Genomic DNA, 20,603 nt, shown 5'->3' with positions numbered 1-20,603 from the left:
AGGTTGCTATGCCTGATTCGAATATTCCAAAGGATATTGCTAGCAGTCTCGCCAGTATTTTCACCAATATTAACTTCGAACGTTTAAGCGAAATCGTTGTTGCGATTATTTTAGCGTTTATTGGTTTTGTAATCGCAAGACTGGTATCGAATGCCTTTATTCGTACAATTGGAAATCGTTTTAATGCCCATCAACGCTTGCTATGGCGTAGAGGGATTTTTTATTTTATTTTCCTGTTATTTATTATGACCAGCTTAAGAGAGGCTGGATTTAAACTCAGCGTGTTCTTGGGTGCAGCAGGAATTCTGACCGTTGCTTTGGGTTTTGCATCACAAACATCGGCAACCAACTTGATCAGTGGTTTATTTTTGATCGGCGAAGGTTCATTTGAAGTTGGCGATACAATTCAGATTACCTTAATTCGCGGACAAACGATTGAAGGACAAGTCATTTCAATTGACCTGTTGTCGGTGAAACTGCTCACGCTGGATAATGTCTATATCCGCCTGCCCAATGAGCAACTGATCCGAACCCCTGTGATGAACCTGTCCAAATACCCAATACGGCGCATTCCCATCACGCTGGCGATTAATTTCCATGAAGACATTATCAAAGTACGACAAGTACTTTTAGATGTTGCCGCTAAATATCCTTTGGTCATGGATGATCCGAAAGCAACCGTTACTGTAACAGCATTTAGGGAGTCATCGATTGAACTTCTCTTTGCGGTATGGTGTAGACAGGAAAATGCATTGAAAGTTCGCGATGAAATGCAAGAACGTGTACGCAATGGTTTCTTAGAAAATCAAATTGAGATTCCTGTACCTAAAATGGGTTTAATTGACCGTCCTTTACCATTAGAGGATGATGAGGTCGATCAATATGCACATCAGAAAGAACTTAAAAAAGGGCAGAAAGAGAGTTGATTAACCCTCTTTCTGATTTTCCTCAAGCGCAGGTGGTAAAGGTGCAAGATAGGCAATCACAAGCATGATTGCACCTGACCCAATAAATGAAATGACACGAGTCAATGTGCCACTTTGCGATAGATCAAGCAGCAATAATTTAGCGACGACAATTGCCAATAATGCAGCTCCAACAAACCAGATTTGTCGAATATGGCGGCGACTGGAAAACGTCATCAGGATAAATGCCAGAATCACCCATAATAAAGTCAGACTGAGTTGCACATCACCATTTGACCAAATGTCCAACCCCCACAATGGTGTACCCAGATAATGATGCATCGCACGTACCACCACACTACTCAACACCAATAAGCCAATTAAAATAGTGGTGATCTTTACGCCTGCTCTAAGTTCTGGTGGAATCATCATTTGCCGTTGATAAATCGTCCATAACACGGCTGCCAACATAAATAAAGAAGTTGCATCTGTATAGTTTAAAATTGGCAAGAGATAATAATGCTCAGCAGAATAGTAATCTAAGCTAATCAACATTAACCAAATCAGATTTAAACCGATCACAGGTATTTGTACCAAGATTTCAGAATCTTTTCGCATAAAGGCAATATGATAACCAATTGGTAATATTGCCAAACCAACCAATGGTAAGATTGGAAAAATTGCCAGGCCCATACTGGCTGAGCCTAACCATAATAAGGTTGACCATAGACTTAGATGTTTTTTGTAATCCGCAATCGTTGTTAAAATAAATACCAACCCGAATGCAGCAACCATAAAACAACTTTGTTGTAAGATACTCTGCCACTGGTGTTGAGTATAAATTTCAATCGCAAAACTTTCGCCATAGATCAAACATAGTAATCCTCCGATTAAAATTAGTTTGACATTATCCCACTCTAATTTTGATTTAAACTGTATAAACACATTAAATAAAGTGAATAAACCCACTGCAATCGCTAAATAAGGACTCAGTCCATGTTGTTGCCACTGCATCAATTCAACGCCTGCAATCGCTCCTGCATACATGCCCAATGCTAAAAAAATTCCACTGAGCATTCGAGCACTAAAATATTTTTCAACTTGTTGATAATTTAATAAATAGTAAGCTGAAATAAACTGAGCGATTGCATAGATGACTGTACTGAGTATCGGAAAGTGGTCATTTGACCAAACTTGGAAAATGAGTGCCACTGAACTTAACAGCACCAATACAACACCCACATAACGACTTAAACGATAACGTTCAGTTACTCCCCAGACAATTAATGCTGTACCTTGAATCACCCAGCCTGTGGAAGTCCAGTGCGCTCCTTTTGCCAACGGAAAAATCAGGGCAACAAAAACCACTGCAAGAATAAAGAAACTTTTTGCCAAGATAGATAATTGTGGATGCCGACGTTTAATCCATAGATTTAATGCGATATACACAATAGCTAATGCAACAGCTCCCCAAGTTAATGCTTGAGTCGAGTTATGCATTAAATATGCATGCAGGGAAAAACCAAGTACAGGAACACTAAAAATAAGCCCAACATCTAAGATAGGCTGTAAACGTTGACGACTTTGAGGAACTGTCTGATCGATGCTTATATCTTGAGTTTGTGTCCGTAACATTAGTTGGCTATAGCGAATGCTTAACCAAATAAATAAAGCAATATGCAACCATAAAATCATATCCAAGGTGTCAAACTGATATGTTTTTGCATATATCCCAATCGTTGCGCCACCAATAAACATGGTGGCAAAAAATGCGATTTGATGCAAAATTTTCCATGGCTGAATAAAATTAACCGCAGCAACAGCTAAATTAATTACAAAGTAATAGCCAAATAAGAAAATCACGTCAGGATGATTTTGTGGAATCACCAGTGGTGCAAGATATGCCATGCTCAAAGCTAACATTGCTAAATACAAGGCTTGTTGTTTTAAACTGAGATAAACCGTCGCTAATAATAGAATTACAAATAAAATACTCGCTGTACTTAAGCTAGCAATCACGGCGAAGTGATGAGAGAAAATCAAGGTCAAAAAAACGACTGCTAAACCTACGCCTTGTAAAGCTACAGCAAATAATTGGTTTTTCTTTTGTAGTAAATAACCTGCAATGGTCGTGATAACACCAGCAACAGCAATAAAACTCAGTTTCACCCCCAAGCTTAATTGCCAATGCTCGCTAGCAAAGCGTAACAGTAACACCACGCCAACCATTAATATCGCAACTGCAACGCGTAAAATCGGATTGCCATGCATCATCCAATCAAGTGCAGGTTGCCACCATGATACTGTTTGAGTTGTTGCTTGATGCTCAAAATCAACAGGTGACTGACTATTTTGATTTTGTATCGTCTGATCATCAGCTTTCATCCACGCAGGATGTTGTTCAAAAACTGGTGTCTGAGTTTCTGTCTTCTTGGCTTCATCAAGATACCGTTCAATATTTTGGGCGTTGATCTTTTGCTGAGCTAAAGCCTCTATGTCAGTCTCTACATTTGCATATTGTTCTAAATGAGTCAGTCGCGTTTGAAATACACTGATCGTTTGGATTAAACATAGCATGAATACCAATAATGCACCGCCAGCTAACCACATCCACGTATTGGCGTAAGCAAAAAGTGCCACGAGTGCCGCAGCATAAATAATAATTTTTTGCCCATTTATATTCGCTGATTGTGCAAAAAAACTTGGCGCGGCCTGCTCTAGCTGGCGTAAGCGCTGATGAATTTCTGAAATAACGTGCACAATAACAACTGTTAATCCAATTGTTGCAGCAACAATCGCTCCATGCCATTGAAATGCAATTGCGCAAGCAAGCAGCACAGTCAAAGCAACTAAAACGATAATAATTCCCTGTTTATTTTTTTTATACATAGACTTAGATCAATTATGACAGCTTCATTTAAGTTATCTTACTTGATCACTTGATAAGCAGCCATTTTTACATACAAAATACTGCAATTATTTAACGCGACACAGTTTGCCACTGCTCTACAAGACAACAAGGACAGCCACTACTTTTTCACGTAAAATGGCATTTAGTTCATAATAAGGATTTGCATAATGCCACCTTTTGTCTTGGTTGACGGGTCTTATTTTTTATTTCGTGCTTTTCACGCTTTACCGCCATTAACAACCTCTACAGGTTTACACACCAACGCAATCCGTGGCGCAATTTCAGCAATTCAAAAGTTAATGCGTCGTACTCAGCCTACTCATATGGCTGTGATTTTTGATACACCAGAACCAACTTTTCGCCATAAATTATCACCTATTTATAAAGGTGACCGTCCAAGCATGCCAGAGGAACTGTCACAACAGATTCCGTATTTGCATGCCTTAATCAAGGCACAGGGTATTCCACTGTACAGCCTGCCAGGTGCGGAAGCCGATGATATTATTGGCACACTCACTAAACGTGCATTGGCTGAAGGTCACCATGTCTTGATCTCAACAGGTGACAAAGACATGGCACAATTGGTCAATGAGCACGTTAAACTCGAAGATAGTTTTAAAGAACGCGTGTTAGATGAAGCTGGAGTATTAGAAAAATTTGGGGTACATCCACATCAAATTATTGATTATCTCACCCTGATGGGAGATGCTTCTGACGGTATTATGGGAGTGCCAGGTGTCGGCGCAAAAACTGCCGCAAAACTACTGACTGAATATGGTTCATTAAATAATATTATTGCCAATGTTGATCAACTGAAAGGCAAAATCAGCCAAAATATTAAAGACAATTTAGAGAATATTAAGATTGACCATCAACTGGCCAGTATTGTCTGTGATCTAGATTTAGCTTTAGATTGGCATGATTTAAAACTAAGCAATCCAAATGTAGATCAATTACGTGACCTCTATACAGAACTAGAATTCCGTAACCAATTACAATCTTTAGACCATCCTAACAATCCAAATAATTCGGCTTACCAACAAACATCTCAAAGTATTGTCAAAGCCGAACAGAAAGTTGAGCAAGTGATCACTGAGGATCATGCCAACCTTTCTAGTCAAGATGATCAACTCGGAACTGCAACCTATCACACTGTATTAACCCAAGATGCTTGGGATGCTTTATTTCAACGTATGCAGCATGCTGATCATTTTGCCATTGATACTGAAACTACTCATCTAGATTATCGTGTTGCTGAGTTAGTCGGCTTCTCAATCGCATTCGATGCTCATGATGCTTACTATGTACCTGTTGCACATGACTATGAAGGTGCACCTGTTCAACTCAACCGTGAAACATTATTAGCTCAAATCAAGCCAATTTTAGAAAATGAGCAAATCAAAAAAATTGGTCATCACTTAAAATATGATGCGCATATTTTTGCTAATCACGGTATCACAATTCAAGGCTGGTATTTCGATACCATGCTTGCCTCGTATGTACTCAATGCAGCGGCAACCCGTCATGGGATGGATGATGTAGCTCGTGTTTATCTCAGCCATTTGACCACCACTTTTGAACAAATCGCAGGTAAAGGCGTAAAGCAAAAAACCTTTAATCAGATTGAATTAGAAATAGCGGCACATTATGCTGCTGAAGATGCACATGTCACTTATCGTCTTTATGAAGTATTAAAAGCAAAACTTCAAAGCCATCCTGAGCTTGTTCATATTCTACATAACATTGAAATGCCTGTAGCACGCGTGCTTACAGCTATGGAAGAAGATGGAATTAAACTGGATCATCAATTTTTGGATCAACTCAGTGTCGAGTTCTCTGAAACGATTCAAACTTTAGAAAACCAAGCAACTGAATTAGCAGGTGAAGCCTTTAATATCGCATCACCTAAACAAGTGGGTGAAGTCCTATTTGATAAGCTTGGACTCAAAGGTGGTAAGAAAACTGCCACGGGTCAATACAGCACTAGTGAAAGTATTTTAGAGAAAATCGAACATCCTTTAGCTGAAGTCATTTTAGAACATCGTGGATTAGCAAAACTTAAAAATACCTATACTGATCGCTTGATCGAGCAATCACATGACGCAACGCATCGTGTACATACCAGTTATCACCAAGCACTCACGGCAACAGGTCGCTTATCTTCAACTGACCCTAATCTGCAAAATATTCCAATCCGTACGCCAATTGGTCGTCAAATTCGTAAAGCCTTTATTGCCCCTGAAGGTCGTGTGTTACTAGCAGCCGATTATTCGCAAATTGAGCTACGCTTAATGGCACATTTTTCGCAAGATGATGCTTTAGTGCATGCTTTCCAACAAGGCCAAGATGTACACCGCCGTACTGCATCGGAAGTCTTGGGAATTGCGATTGAAGATGTCACTCATGATCAACGTCGACAAGCTAAAGCCGTTAACTTTGGTTTACTTTATGGAATGTCTGAGTTTGGGCTTACTCGTCAACTAGGCTTTACACGCGAAGAATCTCGTAGCTATATTGCACGCTATTTCCAACGCTATCCAGGTGTACTCGACTATATGGAACGTACCCGTCAGATTGCACGTGAACAAGGCTTTGTTGAAACCATTTTAGGTCGTCGTCTTTATACACCCGACATTATGGCAACCAATAAAATGATCAAACAGGCAGCCGAACGCGCAGCAATCAATGCACCATTGCAAGGAAGTGCTGCTGATATCATTAAACTTGCCATGATTGCAGTTGATAAAGTCCTACCAAAAAATCAGGCTAAGCTGTTATTACAAGTTCACGATGAATTGGTATTTGAAGCAGATGTCGCTATTGCAGATGAACTTTCAAAACAAATTGCTGAGGTGATGCAGTCTGTATTAGAAATTTCAGTGCCATTTGTGGTTGAAGTTGGACAAGGTCTTAACTGGGATGCTGCTCACTAAAATAATGTAAATAAAAAAGGGACTGTATCAACTACAGTCCCTTTTTTATTTTGAAGCAGATTAAAGACCTGTTAAAAGAACTTTAGCCGCTTCATTCATTAAGATCTCAGCAATATATAAAGCTAAGAAAGCCAAAATTGGAGATAGGTCAATCATTCCCATATTCGGTAACAGACGACGAAATGGTGCAAGTAAGGGTTCTGCAAGCTCTTGAATCACTTCAATATAAGGTGATCGTGACTGCGTAAACATCACCACCCAACTCAAAATGATGGTTGCAAAAATCAAATAACGACAGAAACGAATTAAATCTTGGATCATTGTCACAAATGTCGTGATCACAAGATACACCGCGCTATGTGGCATTTGTCCTGACAAATACATCAACCCAAAAATTTTCAGTAAGTACAATACCACCAACAAAGCAACTGCGGCTAAATTGACACGCCCTTTGCCTAGAGTAGGAAAAATACGGCTAAAAACATCCACAATCTTGGTCGCTTTCACGGTTGAAAGAACCACAGGATTGTATGGACTGACTGCCGCTAATTGCATTAAAAAACGGAAAAAGATCAATAAAATTGCAACATTGATCAAAACACCAAAAATTAGCGCAGAACTTGCACCCATAATTGTCTTATCCTACTTAAACCGATTTAGTCTTGTCACTCAACTCTTGTGCAAGCTCTTGGCTACGCTTCTGAGCTGCTGCAAGCGCTGCTTGAATATTTTGTGAAATCTGCGCACGATCAAACACTTCTAAAGCTGCTTGCGTTGTACCATTTGGAGAAGTCACATTTTTACGTAATTCTGTTGGAGAATTTGAGCTAGTAATCGCCATTTGTGCCGCACCCAATGCTGTTTGCAGGGTCAATGCCGTCGCGACTTTCTCATCTAAGCCCAAGTTTTTACCTGCACGAATCATACTTTCCATCAAGTAAAAGAAATAGGCTGGACCAGAACCAGAAACTGCTGTTACTGCATCAATTTGCGCTTCATTGTCTACCCAAATGGTTAAACCTGTCGCAGCCAAAATTTGACTGGTTAATTCACGATCTTGAGCATTTACTGCTTCAGATGCATAAATACCATGTGCACCCGTTTGTACCAATGCTGGCGTGTTCGGCATGACACGAACAATACGCTGACTACCGCCAATTAAATCTGAAATCGTTTGAATTTCAGCACCCGCAATAATTGAGATCACGAGTTTATCTGACAATAAACCTTTTAATGGTTGTAATACCGTTGCCAAAACTTGTGGTTTGACCGCCAATACCACAACGTCCGCGTGTTTAACTGCTTCGACATTATCGACTGTGGTTTGAATATTTTTTTCTTCTAAGATGTGACGAATTTGTTCAACTGGATCAGAAACGGTAATGCGGGTCGTCGGTAAACCACGCGAAAGTAGCCCACCAATCAAGGCTTGCGCCATGTTACCACCACCAATAAAACAAATATTTTGATTCAATGTTGTCGCCATGTCCTACTCATCATATGAAAAAGACTGCTGAAAAAAGTCATTGCAGTCAGAAATTAAACTTGGTTGCCAACCGCCCTGCTCTAAATAATCAGATTGCGCCAACCAAAAACCCTTTGGGCTAAAAACCCCAAGCATAACATTATCTACGACCAATATTTGAATTGTATGACGTAACCAAGGCAAAATCTGTGCATCTTGAATGGCTTTTTTCAGTGGCCAATGGCCAACTCGACCATAGAGATGAATTTTTTCCCCTCCTAGGCGTTTCAGCAGCTTTAACTCTCGCCCTAAAAGCTGGGGTGAAAACCCAATCGCTTGAGATTCGATCTTAAACGTTCCAGCCGCAACTTTGATCGTTTCACCCATCTCATATCGCTGTAATAATGCAGGCAGAATGGTAGATTGTTTTTCTGCATATAATTGGTTGTGAGTTAAACGATATAATTTTTTCTGATAGCGAACAAAATAGTGTTGATTGATATGTAAAATTGCCTGAGCATCTGGTTTTGTCAGAATAACCTCTTGTTGTAAGCGTTGTACCATATCGTAGCTTGGGCGATATTGATCCTTACCTTTTATCCAAGCAGACAGCAATTGACGTTTTCGTGCATCAGATAGCTCCAACAGACAAGTTAAATCCAGCTCATTCTCAGTTGCACATAATTTCCAATCACTTTGCAGCACATCATCTAAAATTTCTGCAGCATCTTGCATCAGATAACTCGTTCTTGACACAGCTGACTGCATTTTAGGGAAGCGTTTTTGTAAAACACCCCATAACTCTTCTCGACACCATGCCCGATCATAGTGCGTATCGTGATTGGTTTGATCATTCACATAATCAAAACCCAGTTGCTGTGACCATTGCTCAATTTGCTCACGACTGAGCTCCAGAAACGGACGCCAAATGGTCATCTCTTGACGAATATCAATTTGCTGCATCGCGGCCAAACCATGCACACCTGCTCCGGAAAACAAGCGTAATAATAGCGTTTCCGCTTGATCTTGCTGATGATGCCCAAGTACTAAAATGTCATTCTCAGTTAAATGTCTATGATAAGCTTGATAGCGCGCATCTCGTGCTTGTTGCTCTAGATTACCTGACTCGACGGAGACTTTTTGCAAAACACAAGGAATCTTTAGCGCATCAGCGTGTTTTTGTACTAAATTGCCCCATTCTTCACTCATCGATTGAAGTTGATGATCAATATATATCGCGCGGGTTCGGGTGGGGAAAAGTTCAGACATCAGATACAGCAACAGCATGGAATCCATGCCGCCGCTGCACCCAATTAAGAATTGAGTATCTTTAGAAAAATGCTGTGTTTGTGCTAAGACGCGATACCTAAATTGCTGCTGCCAAACTTCATTAAACGTTGATAACGTGCTTCGCATCGTGCTTGAGCATCCATCGGTTGCAATTCTTCTAAGGCTTGTTTGAGTACATCTTTCAAATCATGCATGACTTTTTCAGGTTGTAAGTGAGCACCCTCACCCTCATCCACCACATACTCAACAATACCTAAAGCTTTCAGCTTGTCGGCAGTTAATGCGAGCGCTTCACTGGCTTGTGCAGCTTTGTCCGCAGTTTTCCATAAAATCGAAGCACAGCCTTCAGGTGAAATGACTGAGTAAATACTATGCGATAGCATAATCACGCGGTCAGCGACACCAATACCAAGTGCCCCGCCAGAACCGCCTTCACCAAGTACAGTCGCAATCACAGGTACTTTTAAACTAGAAAGCTGCGCTAAACTTGTTGCAATTGCTTCTGCTTGACCACGCTCTTCAGCACCAACACCAGGATAAGCTCCCATGGTATCGACAAAAGTAAATACTGGAAGATTAAAACGTTCAGCCATATCAAGTAAACGCTGTGATTTACGATAACCTTCTGGATTACACATACCGAAGTTATGTTGTAATTTTTCACGCGTACTGCGACCACGATGTTGACCAACCACCATCACGGGCTGCCCATCGAAACGAGCTAAACCGCCAATCATAGCACCATCGTCACCATATAAACGGTCACCATGAAGAGCATCAAATTCAGTAAAGATTTCACTGACATAATCTAGAAATTGCGGACGTTCAGGATGTCGTGCAATTTGAACCGTAGCCCAAGACTTGGACTGAGTCGCTTTATTTTTCATAAGTCGTAGATAATCCCTAACAAGGATATATTGTTAATCAACAAAATTGTCTGACTGAATATTTAACTCAATGTCCCAATTCTTAAACTGCACTTGCTCATCATGCAAATCAGCAACCAATAAAGGCCATTGTTTAGCATCGCCAGAAACGCTGAGTTGCCATTGTTGACCATTTACAACACTCAGTTCAATGGCAGGAAGCATCTGATCACTACGACTATGGTTCAGCAAAACAGCGAGACGAAGCAACAAGCAGAGATACAATAAATGACTACCACCAACTTTTAGAACGTCATTTTTTGCATCTGCACGTAACTTACGACGATGATGTGAAACTAAATGAGATAGATGATTTTGATCAATTTGTGAAAAACCGGGAATATCGGAGTGCTGTAATAAATATGCACCATGACGATGGTAGCCACCATGGCTAATTGCTAAACCGATTTCATGCAAATAAGCTGCACGACGCAGTAAGTCACTGTCTTCAGTCGTTAAATTTAAAGCATCCGCGACGCCATCAAATAACTGTTGTGCTGTATTTACGACACGTTCCGCTTGCTTTGGGTCTGCATTATAACGTCCCATTAAGGCTTGCACACTTCGGTCACGAATATCTTCATGTTTGAAGCGACCAAGTAAGTCATACATCACGCCTTCACGTAAAGCACCATCAGAATATGCCAATTTATCAAGCTCTAAAACTTCAAAAATGGCATATAAAATCGCAAGACCTGCTGGCAAAACTGCTCGTCGATCTTCACGTAGACCTTCAAAATCAATTTCAGAAATATGTTTAAATTTGAGCAAACGATCTTTTAACTTATATAAACCTTCACGAGTTAAATTTTCTTGTTCATCGCTCAAACCAAGATTTACAGTAATTTGACGACAAGCTTTGATTGTTCCACTTGAGCCAACAACAGTATCCCAACCTTCTGCTTTATAGGTATTTGCAATCGCAGAGAGTTCTTTACGCGCTGCGACAACAGCTTTATCAAAAGCCTTGCTTGAAATCTCACCATCAGCAAAATAAGCTTTACTGTAAGCGACACAACCCATTTGCAACGATTCAGTGTGTAGCGGTTCAAACTCTTCGCCAATGATGAACTCTGTTGAACCACCACCAATATCAATCACTAAACGTCGACCACCATTGGCCATCGTGTGTGAAACGCCTAAATAAATCAGACGTGCTTCTTCACGTCCAGCAATAATCTCAATGGGTTTTGGTAAAATTTCAGCTGCTTTTTGAATAAATTCATGACCATTTTTTGCTTGTCTTAAAGCATTTGTCGCCACAATTCTTAGACGATTTGCTTGAACAGAGCTTAAACGACCTACAAAACGAGCCAAACACGCAAGTCCACGCTGTTGCGCAGCTTCAGTTAAATTTTTATTTTCATCCAGCCCAGCTGCTAATTGTACTTTTTCTGACATTGAAGCAACTTTTTTCACTTCACCGTGATCAACACGAGCAATCGCCAAGTGGAAACTATTCGACCCCATATCAATTGCAGCAAGTAACTCTTCATCAATCAGAAAATCAGACATTATTCATATAAACCTATGCTCAATTCACGCATTAGAGTAATTCACACGCCAATAATTTTAAAGTCATTTTAAGCAATAATAGGTGCGTATTTTCGCTTTTAAGCTATAAATGATTGTAGAAGCCGATAATCAACATCGTGAGCATCCATTAGACTTTTCATTTTGAAACTTGAATAATCAGAACAAACCCTTACATTGAGTAAAGTAGCAATGTAATATTCATGCTGATGATGAACGAATTTGCACTTTATTTATTAAATTTGGAGTAACCTTATGTCTGCGACTATTGTTAATACAACTGATGAAAACTTCCAAGCAGATGTTTTAGATGCTGAAACTCCTGTACTTGTTGACTTCTGGGCTGGCTGGTGTGCACCATGTAAAGCTATTGCACCAGTGCTAGAAGACCTTTCAAATGAATATGCAGGGAAAGTCAAAATCGTTAAAGTTGACGTGACTGCATGTGAAGACACTGCCGTGAAATACAACATCCGTAATATTCCAGCATTATTAATGTTTAAAAATGGCGAAGTTGTTGCGCAACAAGTCGGTGCAGCACCTCGTTCTAAACTTGCAGCATTTATTGATCAAAATATCTAATGAGATTTTGACCGTATAAGTAAGAGAAATACGTCTAAATCAAGCGACGTATTTCTCAGTAAAAATTGACAAATTTCTTAGTTTCGCTTATATTCTTGGATCAAGAAGCTTTGAATGGAATCTACTTCATCGCGTTTCTTACAAGACACAAACATAAGATCGCCGCTCGGCAATAATAATTGTTTTCACATTTCTCTCTGAAACAATGAACCAGACTACTGAATTGTGGTTGTGTAACTATACAATTACATCAGCATGTATGTATGCGGTCGATTTTTTTATTCTTTCCAAACACTCCTCCACTTATTCCATTCTGTCTGACCACTTATGAACTTAACTGAACTCAAGAAAAAACCCATTGGCGAACTCATTAAAATTGCGGAGTTTATGGGCCTTGAAGGCATGGCACGTAACCGTAAACAAGATATTATTTTTGCCATTTTAAAACGCCATGCCATGAATGGCGAAGAAATTTTTGGTGATGGTGTTCTCGAAATTCTTTCAGATGGTTTTGGCTTTTTACGCTCTGCTGCTGGTTCATATTTAGCAGGACCAGATGATATCTATGTCAGCCCATCACAAATTCGCCGTTTTAACTTACGCACAGGCGATACCATTACAGGTACTATTCGTCCACCAAAAGAAGGCGAACGTTACTTTGCATTACTCAAAGTTAATCAAATTAACTATGACACACCTGAGAACTCGCGTAATAAAATTTTATTCGAGAACTTAACGCCTCTCTTCCCAACAGAACAACTGATTATGGAATTGGGCAATGGTACAACTGAAGATCTCACAGCTCGTGTGGTCGATTTGGTTGCTCCGATTGGTAAAGGTCAACGTTCTATTATTGTTGCACCGCCTAAAGCGGGTAAAACAATGCTATTACAAAACATTGCTCAATCCATTGTGCGTAATAATCCTGAAGTGTTCTTAATCGTACTTTTGATTGACGAACGTCCTGAAGAAGTTACAGAAATGGAACGTACTGTTCGCGGTGAAGTTGTGGCATCAACATTTGATGAAGCACCTGCTCGCCATGTTCAGGTTGCAGAAATGGTGATTGAGAAAGCAAAACGTTTAGTTGAGCATAAAAAAGACGTTGTGATTTTACTTGACTCAATTACTCGTCTTGCCCGCGCCTACAACACTGTGATCCCATCATCAGGTAAGGTATTAACCGGTGGTGTGGATGCTCATGCATTAGAACGCCCTAAACGTTTCTTCGGTGCTGCGCGTAACATCGAAGAAGGTGGTTCTCTAACCATCATTTCAACTGCTTTGATCGAAACAGGCAGTAAAATGGATGATGTAATTTACGAAGAATTTAAAGGTACAGGTAACCAAGAAATTACGCTTGATCGCCGTATCGCAGAGAAACGAGTATTCCCTGCAATGAATATCAAAAAATCTGGAACTCGTCGTGAAGAGCGCCTAATGAGCGAAGAAAATCTACGTAAAGTTTGGATTTTACGCAAATTGCTTCACCCTATGGATGAACTTGCTGCAATGGAATTCTTATTAGATCGTATGAAGGAAACCAAAACTAATGATGACTTCTTTGATCAAATGAAACGTAAAGCATCGACATAAGATAAGTGCATAAAAAAAGGCTGCCTTTATGGTAGCCTTTTTTATTTGGTTGACAAACTTACATAATATTTACAGATTATTTTAAAATTCCAATAAAACAATAAACCTTTGTTTTTAATAAATTTAAAATTAATTTCAATGATAAAAACAATAAAATACCGATTTTAATTTTAATTTCCATAGTTTTTTTCTATCAAAAAATAACCAAATTCTGCCCATTTTTGTCGTTTTGTTGGACAGAACAGTAGTAATTCATGATCTGCTTTGATAGGATAGCAGCAGACCAGTTAGGCTGCTCCCTGCGTTGTTACCTAAAGCGTTTAGGAATAATAAAAGCACAAACAGACTAACTCTAGGTTTTTTTTAATCTCACAATTTTATGAGAGTGATGCCATGTTATTCAAAAAATTCGCTGTTGCTGCTGCTATTGCTACTACTTTAGCTTTCGTTGGTTGCTCTAAGAAAGAAGAAGCTCCTGCTGCTGATGCTAACGCTGCTGCGTCTGAAGCTGTAGCTGCTGCTTCTGAAGCGACTACTGCTGTTGAAGCTGCTGCTTCTGACGTTGCTGCTGCTGCTTCTGACGTTGCTGCTGCTGCTTCTGACGTTGCTGCTGAAGCTGCTCCAGCTTCTGCTGCTCAATAATCTAATATTTTTAGATTATCAAAAAGAGAACCATTATAGGTTCTCTTTTTTTACGCCTAGATTTTTAATCAAATAAAAATATCGCTATAAAAAAAAAGCAGATCAATCGATCTGCTCATTTCCAACGCGCTGTCTAAATTTTTGACCCGCTCTAAACGTAACCACTCGGCGGGCAGAAATCGGGATTTCTTCACCCGTTTTTGGATTGCGTCCTGGACGCTCACGTTTATCACGTAATTCAAAATTACCGAAACCAGAAAGTTTGACTTGTTCACCCGTAATTAATGCTTGGCTGATCTCATCAAAAAACAACTCAACCATCTGTTTTGCTTCACGGCGATTTAAGCTAGTAAGCTCACTTAAATGGTCCGCCATCTCTGCTTTTGTTAATGCTGTCATGAGGCCCTCAATGTCGCTTGGTAAGTGTCTTCCAACACTTGAATAATGTTATCCATACCAGATTTAATTTCAGCATCTTCAAGCGTACGTGCTGGATGTTGCCACAACACTGCAAAAGCTAAAGAGCGCTTGCCTTGTTCAACCCCTTGACCCGTATACACATCGAACAACCATGTTGAGTCGAGTAACTCACCACCAGTCTGCTCAATTAAGCGCTGAATATCTCTAACCTCAATCTTATCAGAGATTAAAAGCGCAATATCACGTCTAACCGATGGAAAACGTGATAATTCTGTAAAATTAGATACATAAGATTGCAAAACAGCCTGCTGATCCAGTTCTGCCACCCATGTTGTGCTCAAATCGAGTTCATTTTCCAGTGACGGGTGTAAACGCCCCAAGTAACCAATCGACTGTCCATCCACCACAATTTCCGCAGATTGACCTGGATGCAGCCATGCACGCTCAGTACGGACAAATTCAGCCTTTACACGCCCCGCAGCCAGAATTTCTTCCACCTCACCCTTGAAATCAAAGAAATCCATTACCTGTGGTTTTGCATGCCAAGATTCTGGTACACGTGAACCAACCGCAATCAAGGTCAGAGTCGGAATCTGTTTCAGGTCATGAATACTTTGTGCATTTTGATAATCAAAACGTAAGCCCAGTTCAAAGAAACGGACACGCTGCTGCTGACGGTTTAAATTGTACTGGACACAAGGAATCAGGCTGGATAATAAAGTACTACGCATTGCAGCCAAGTCACTTGAAATTGGGTTGGCAAGCATTAATGGCTGTACGTTTGGATTCAATTGCTTCTCAAGTTTTGCATCGGCAAAGCTAAAACTAATCGCTTCTTGGTAACCCAAAGCTGCAATAGTTTGACGTAATTGAGCGATTTCAAAACGATCTTGATATTTCTCCAATGTCACATTAATTTTTGGCAAACTGATTTGAATATTGTCATAGCCGTGAATACGTGCAACTTCTTCAATCAAGTCTTGATAAATTGCCATATCATAGCGATGTGATGGTGGAACTACGCTCCACTCACCTTCAGCTTTGCTTTCAACCACACAGCCCAACCGTGTTAACGCATCCGCAATAAAATCACCAGCAACTTGATAGCCCAACAACTGGTCTACTTGCGCTTGTTGTAATGCAATCGCTTCACGTTTTGGCAATAAAGCCTCTTGCTCAGCAATCGTAATTGGACCAAATTCTCCACCAGCAAAGGCTTGAATCAGCTCAGAAGCACGGTGCATAGCAATCATCGGCAATTCAAAGTCAACGCCACGTTCGTAGCGCTGTGATGAGTCAGTATGCAAACCGAAACGACGAGCACGCCCTGCAATAGCTAAAGGCGCAAAGAACGCACTTTCGAGGAAGATATCTTGAGTCTCATCAGTTACCGATGAATCCAGCCCGCCCATAATGCCTGCCATTGCCAATACTTTCTGATCATCTGCAATAACCATGATGTCATCTTGCAGTTCAACTTCTTGATCATTGAGCAAAGTCAGTTTTTCTTGTGGCTGCGCTTGGCGCACTTGAATCGAACCTTCGATTTTTGCCAAATCAAAGGCATGCATCGGTTGACCAAGCTCGAGTAATACATAGTTAGTAATATCCACCAAAATACTATGCGTACGAATGCCTGAGCGTGCCAATGCCTGTTCCATCCATTCCGGTGTCGGCGCTTTGACATTGACATTTTTGATAATACGACCCAAATAACGTGGTGTACCTTCAGTGCTAATATTGACCACTTTCTCGTCAGTAATCGTTGCTGCAATAGCCTGAATCTTCGGTTCATTCACTTCAAGCTGGTTAATGACTGCAATTTCACGGGCAATACCACGAATGCTAAAACAGTCACCACGGTTTGGCGTGATACTGATGTCAATCACATTGTCATCAAGTTTTAAATAGTCTCGGATATTGATTCCCACTGGTGCATCAGCAGGCAACTCTAACAAACCATCAATTTTGTCTTCTAAATCAATTTCAGAAGCACCACAGAGCATACCTTGTGATTCAACACCACGGAGCTTGCCTTTTTTAATTTTGAAATCACCTGGCAATACTGCACCGATCATTGCAACAGGAGCTTTCATGCCCACACGAACATTTGGCGCACCACAGACAATCTGTAAGGCTTCACCTGATCCAATATTCACTGTTGTGACACGTAAACGATCCGCATCTGGATGTTGTTCAACCGTAAGGACTTCACCAACAACCACACCAGTAAACGGTTTTGCAACAGGTGCTAACTCATCAACTTCTAAACCCAACATGGTCAATTGATCAGACAATGTATCGCTATCAATTGCTGGATTTACCCAGCTGCGTAACCAATTTTCACTAATTTTCATTTGTATAAACCTTCTTTAATCCTGAAAAACTGTTTAGGCAAATTGGCGTAAGAAACGCACGTCATTTTGGTAGAACATACGCAAATCATTGATGCCATAACGCAACATTGCAAAACGTTCTACCCCTAGACCAAAGGCAAAGCCTTTGTATTTATCAGGATCAATTCCTGCGGCACGCAATACATTTGGATGCACCATGCCACAGCCTAAAACTTCTAACCAACGACCACGTTCATCCATAATATCCACTTCTGCACTTGGCTCTGTAAATGGAAAGTAAGATGGACGGAAACGTACTTTTAAATCTTTTTCAAAGAACTCATTGAGTAGGTTAATCAATAAACCTTTTAACTCAGCAAAGCTGGTATTTTCAGCAACGTACAAACCTTCGATCTGATGGAACATTGGCGAATGGGTTTGATCTGAGTCACAACGATAAACACGGCCAGGACACACGATACGAATTGGCGGCTGACTGGTTTCCATGGTTCGAATTTGCACGCCCGAAGTATGGGTACGAAGCAAATGGGTTGCATCAAAGTAGAAAGTGTCATGCATCGCACGGGCTGGGTGATGTCCCGGAATATTTAAGGCTTCAAAGTTGTGATAATCATCTTCAACTTCTGGACCATGTGCTATTTGGAAACCTGCTTTAGTAAAGAATTGGCAAATACGCTCTTGTACTTGAGTAACAGGATGAATACTTCCCATGCGCTGACCGCGGCCTGGTAAAGTAATATCAATGGTTTCACTTGCTAATTTTTTTGCAAGTTCAGCTTGTTGTAATGTCTGTTGACGCTCAGTCAAAGCCGTATTGATTGCTTCACGCACAGCGTGAATCGCAGCACCTTGTACTTTTCGCTCTTCAGGATCCATTTTTCCAAGTGCTTTAGACTGCTCTGCGAGCTGGCTTTTCTTCCCTGTAAATTGCACACGAACTTGATCGAGTGCAGCAAGGTCTTGAGCCGCTGCAATGGCAGCAAGCGCTTCAGTGGTCAGGGCTTCCAGTGACATAGTAACTCTCAAAGCAACAAAATATAGAAATATAATAAAACGCTATAGTTTATCAGCTTTTTACCAGTTTGATGAAAATAAACAGCGGTTTAAATAGCGTACTTTTGAAAATATAGATGCAAAAATATAACAACAAGATACCTAAGCAGATCAACTAAAATTTCTGAAAAATTACTCAACAATTGAATAAAATGTATAAGATACCGATATCGTCAATGAGAAAGAATAACGATGGCGCTTGATCAAATCTGGAAACAACAGCTTACACTAGTGACTTATGGCAATGAATATTTAGAAGGAAATCTCAATTTTAGCCGTTGGGTTGAACATCCGATTTTCAATCAAAATCGACTGATTTTTAGAGACTTACTGTCTCAACACCTGTTGGCACAACATTTCCAGATTTGGCTTGAAGGCTTAAAAAAACAAGGTGTTAAAAAACTCAGCCTACATTTATCTAGCGTACTGAATGATGAGCAAAATCCAAATGCTAACGTAGAGCTGCTTCCCTTTGCGCATTTTATTGTGAGCCATCAAGGCAATAAAAAAACCGCATGGATCTGTGGCCATGAACTGGCTGAATGGGATAACAGTGATCAAGCCTTTGATGTGCCGGCATCTCAACAAACAACACTCCGCCAAGAAGTATTTTGGCGTTATGAGTTGAATCATAAATTCGCTAAAAAAATTGATGCTGACTTACAGAAGGTAAATTGGAATCAGGTTGCCGTTGTCTTGGAGAAAGAACTGTTCGATAGTAAATATGCTGAACATTTTCCAGAACCAGAACAACAAGATTTGCCTTTTTATGGTTATGAAGCTGATCTTACACATCTTTCTAGCAAACAATTAGCATTGATTCCAACAGATTATCCAGCGGATTGTGCACATCGATTATTACATCGCACACAAGCATTAACTGATTATTTAGAACAACAAAGAAAGCATCCTTATACGGCTACAGGTGAGTTATTTAGCCCTGAAGAACAGATTAATCTCCGTAATTTTTCACAAAAAACGGATGACTTATTTGCCAAGCTGATTGTAAAAACCGCAAATCACTACCAAACGGCTCAACTTACGGCAGAAGAACCTGAAATCATTGACCGAACCATGGAAATTCCACATCAGATTGATAAGTCCCACCATCATAAAGTAGGTGCGTCTGGCGTGATTAAATTGATTATTCTCACGGTGATTATCTGTATCTGCGCTTACTATTTTGGCCTGTAACTATAAGCAATAAAACTACCTGCCTACACGCAATCTGGTTTTTCTTTTATTGATCAGAAAGTTGGTTTAATTTTTATAATCACCTTATGCCCGCCATCATGCTGATTGACAATGTGATGTACATTTTCAATTTCACCCTCAACTTCAGCGTCTGGCCCATAAAAAATTTGGATGGTATCACCCTTTCTTGGCAAAATCGTCAGTTCTGTTTCAAATGCGCCTTGCTGTAATCCATCTACACTCACGAGCATATCTTTAACCCCTATCCTTTTTTATTTACTGTAAAAAGATTCGAGGCTAAATGTCCAATCATACGTGTTAGAGTTGTGTAAGCTCTATTGATGTTTGGTCTATGTTTTATTCTTTAAGTTTAATCCAGTTTATCTGAAAAATAAAAAAGACCGCTAAAAAGCGGCCTTCTTTGAATCTCTAAGCTTATGCAGCTAATGCGCCTTTAGCTTTTTCAGCTAAAGCAGCAAATGCAACTGCATCATGCATAGCGATGTCAGCTAATACGCGACGGTCGATGATCACTTGAGCTTTTTTCAAGCCATCGATCATACGGCTGTAAGACAAACCGTTAAGACGAGCACCAGCATTGATACGCGCAATCCATAAAGCACGGAATTGACGTTTCTTTTGACGGCGGTCACGGTAAGCATATTGGCCAGCTTTGATTACTGCTTGGAACGCTACGCGGTAAACGCGTGAACGAGCACCATAGTAACCTTTAGCGCGAGCAAGAATTTTTTTGTGACGGCGATGAGCCTGTACACCACGTTTTACACGAGCCATT

16 protein-coding genes and 2 pseudogenes are annotated in these 20,603 nt (G+C 40.3%); 6 read left to right on the top strand and 12 right to left on the bottom strand.

Translation table 11 applies throughout. The annotated features are described in order from the left end of the window. Positions 1 to 8: 8 nt before the first annotated feature. Complete coding sequence (locus CDG59_RS12760) at positions 9 to 926, top strand: mechanosensitive ion channel family protein (protein ID WP_087545635.1); 918 nt, start codon at positions 9 to 11, stop codon at positions 924 to 926. Here the strand turns inward: CDG59_RS12760 and CDG59_RS12755 are convergent. Further along, positions 927 to 3,206: pseudogene (locus CDG59_RS12755) on the bottom strand (DUF2339 domain-containing protein); the annotation flags it as partial. It abuts the gene before it with no gap. Between the two features lie 74 nt (positions 3,207 to 3,280). Continuing rightward, positions 3,281 to 3,794: pseudogene (locus CDG59_RS15785) on the bottom strand (DUF2339 domain-containing protein); the annotation flags it as partial. Between the two features lie 189 nt (positions 3,795 to 3,983). On the opposite strand from CDG59_RS15785, the gene polA reads away from it, so the two are divergent. Then, positions 3,984 to 6,749, top strand: coding sequence for a DNA polymerase I (gene polA, locus CDG59_RS12750; protein WP_087545633.1), 2,766 nt, complete (start codon positions 3,984 to 3,986; stop codon positions 6,747 to 6,749). A 60-nt stretch (positions 6,750 to 6,809) separates the two neighbouring features. Here polA and CDG59_RS12745 read toward each other — a convergent pair whose 3' ends face one another. Genes CDG59_RS12745 through ppx form a run of 5 tightly spaced genes read right to left on the bottom strand, consistent with a single transcriptional unit; the run spans position 6,810 to position 11,945 of the window. Then, on the bottom strand, positions 6,810 to 7,379 hold the full coding sequence (locus CDG59_RS12745; protein WP_005164419.1) for a YggT family protein: 570 nt from the start codon (positions 7,377 to 7,379) through the stop codon (positions 6,810 to 6,812). Positions 7,380 to 7,395: 16 nt separating this feature from the next. Beyond that, positions 7,396 to 8,235, bottom strand: coding sequence for a pyrroline-5-carboxylate reductase (gene proC / locus CDG59_RS12740; protein WP_087545631.1), 840 nt, complete (start codon positions 8,233 to 8,235; stop codon positions 7,396 to 7,398). A gap of 3 nt (positions 8,236 to 8,238) precedes the next feature. After that, a complete protein-coding gene (gene tilS / locus CDG59_RS12735) occupies positions 8,239 to 9,630 on the bottom strand; it encodes a tRNA lysidine(34) synthetase TilS (protein ID WP_087545630.1) in 1,392 nt (463 codons plus the stop codon). Then, the gene (locus CDG59_RS12730) at positions 9,567 to 10,391 is read right to left on the bottom strand and encodes an acetyl-CoA carboxylase carboxyltransferase subunit alpha (protein WP_087536611.1); all 825 of its coding nucleotides are present in this window, start codon (positions 10,389 to 10,391) and stop codon (positions 9,567 to 9,569) included. Before CDG59_RS12730 ends, tilS begins: the two co-directional genes overlap by 64 nt. A gap of 33 nt (positions 10,392 to 10,424) precedes the next feature. After that, positions 10,425 to 11,945, bottom strand: a complete 1,521-nt coding sequence (ppx, locus tag CDG59_RS12725) for an exopolyphosphatase (protein ID WP_087545629.1) — start codon at positions 11,943 to 11,945, stop codon at positions 10,425 to 10,427. Positions 11,946 to 12,218: 273 nt separating this feature from the next. Here ppx and trxA point away from each other — a divergent pair, with 273 nt between their 5' ends. The 3 genes from trxA to CDG59_RS12710 all read left to right on the top strand — a co-directional run bounded on the left by trxA (position 12,219) and on the right by CDG59_RS12710 (position 14,783). Further along, complete coding sequence (gene trxA, locus CDG59_RS12720; RefSeq protein WP_004675702.1) at positions 12,219 to 12,545, top strand: thioredoxin; 327 nt, start codon at positions 12,219 to 12,221, stop codon at positions 12,543 to 12,545. Positions 12,546 to 12,872: 327 nt separating this feature from the next. Continuing rightward, positions 12,873 to 14,141, top strand: coding sequence for a transcription termination factor Rho (gene rho / locus CDG59_RS12715; protein ID WP_004664227.1), 1,269 nt, complete (start codon positions 12,873 to 12,875; stop codon positions 14,139 to 14,141). Positions 14,142 to 14,534: 393 nt separating this feature from the next. After that, the gene (locus tag CDG59_RS12710; RefSeq protein ID WP_087545628.1) at positions 14,535 to 14,783 is read left to right on the top strand and encodes a hypothetical protein; all 249 of its coding nucleotides are present in this window, start codon (positions 14,535 to 14,537) and stop codon (positions 14,781 to 14,783) included. Between the two features lie 102 nt (positions 14,784 to 14,885). Here CDG59_RS12710 and CDG59_RS12705 read toward each other — a convergent pair whose 3' ends face one another. From CDG59_RS12705 to pheS, 3 genes are read right to left on the bottom strand one after another with little or no spacing between them, the layout of a single operon-like run. Beyond that, positions 14,886 to 15,182, bottom strand: a complete 297-nt coding sequence (locus CDG59_RS12705) for an integration host factor subunit alpha (protein WP_087545627.1) — start codon at positions 15,180 to 15,182, stop codon at positions 14,886 to 14,888. Next, on the bottom strand, positions 15,179 to 17,560 hold the full coding sequence (gene pheT, locus CDG59_RS12700) for a phenylalanine--tRNA ligase subunit beta (RefSeq protein WP_087545625.1): 2,382 nt from the start codon (positions 17,558 to 17,560) through the stop codon (positions 15,179 to 15,181). The genes CDG59_RS12705 and pheT overlap by 4 nt, the downstream gene beginning before the upstream one ends. Before the next feature lie 33 nt (positions 17,561 to 17,593). Then, a complete protein-coding gene (pheS, locus tag CDG59_RS12695) occupies positions 17,594 to 18,574 on the bottom strand; it encodes a phenylalanine--tRNA ligase subunit alpha (RefSeq protein ID WP_005164386.1) in 981 nt (326 codons plus the stop codon). Positions 18,575 to 18,805: 231 nt separating this feature from the next. Between pheS and CDG59_RS12690 the strand changes: the two genes are divergently transcribed. Beyond that, positions 18,806 to 19,807, top strand: a complete 1,002-nt coding sequence (locus CDG59_RS12690) for a hypothetical protein (RefSeq protein WP_087545624.1) — start codon at positions 18,806 to 18,808, stop codon at positions 19,805 to 19,807. Positions 19,808 to 19,860: 53 nt separating this feature from the next. On the opposite strand, the gene CDG59_RS12685 is transcribed toward CDG59_RS12690, so the two are convergent. Both CDG59_RS12685 and rplT read right to left on the bottom strand, forming a co-directional pair. After that, positions 19,861 to 20,058, bottom strand: coding sequence for a hypothetical protein (locus CDG59_RS12685; protein WP_087545622.1), 198 nt, complete (start codon positions 20,056 to 20,058; stop codon positions 19,861 to 19,863). Positions 20,059 to 20,242: 184 nt separating this feature from the next. Further along, positions 20,243 to 20,602 carry a 50S ribosomal protein L20 gene (gene rplT, locus CDG59_RS12680; RefSeq protein ID WP_004675688.1) on the bottom strand — a complete coding sequence of 120 codons (360 nt, stop codon included), beginning with the start codon at positions 20,600 to 20,602 and terminating at the stop codon, positions 20,243 to 20,245. Between the last annotated feature and the right edge of the window lies 1 nt (position 20,603).

This window comes from Acinetobacter sp. WCHA29 (assembly GCF_002165335.1).
GTDB lineage: Bacteria > Pseudomonadota > Gammaproteobacteria > Pseudomonadales > Moraxellaceae > Acinetobacter.
Note: the sequence above shows the minus strand (reverse complement) of the source record. Positions and strands in the feature narration are given on the sequence as shown.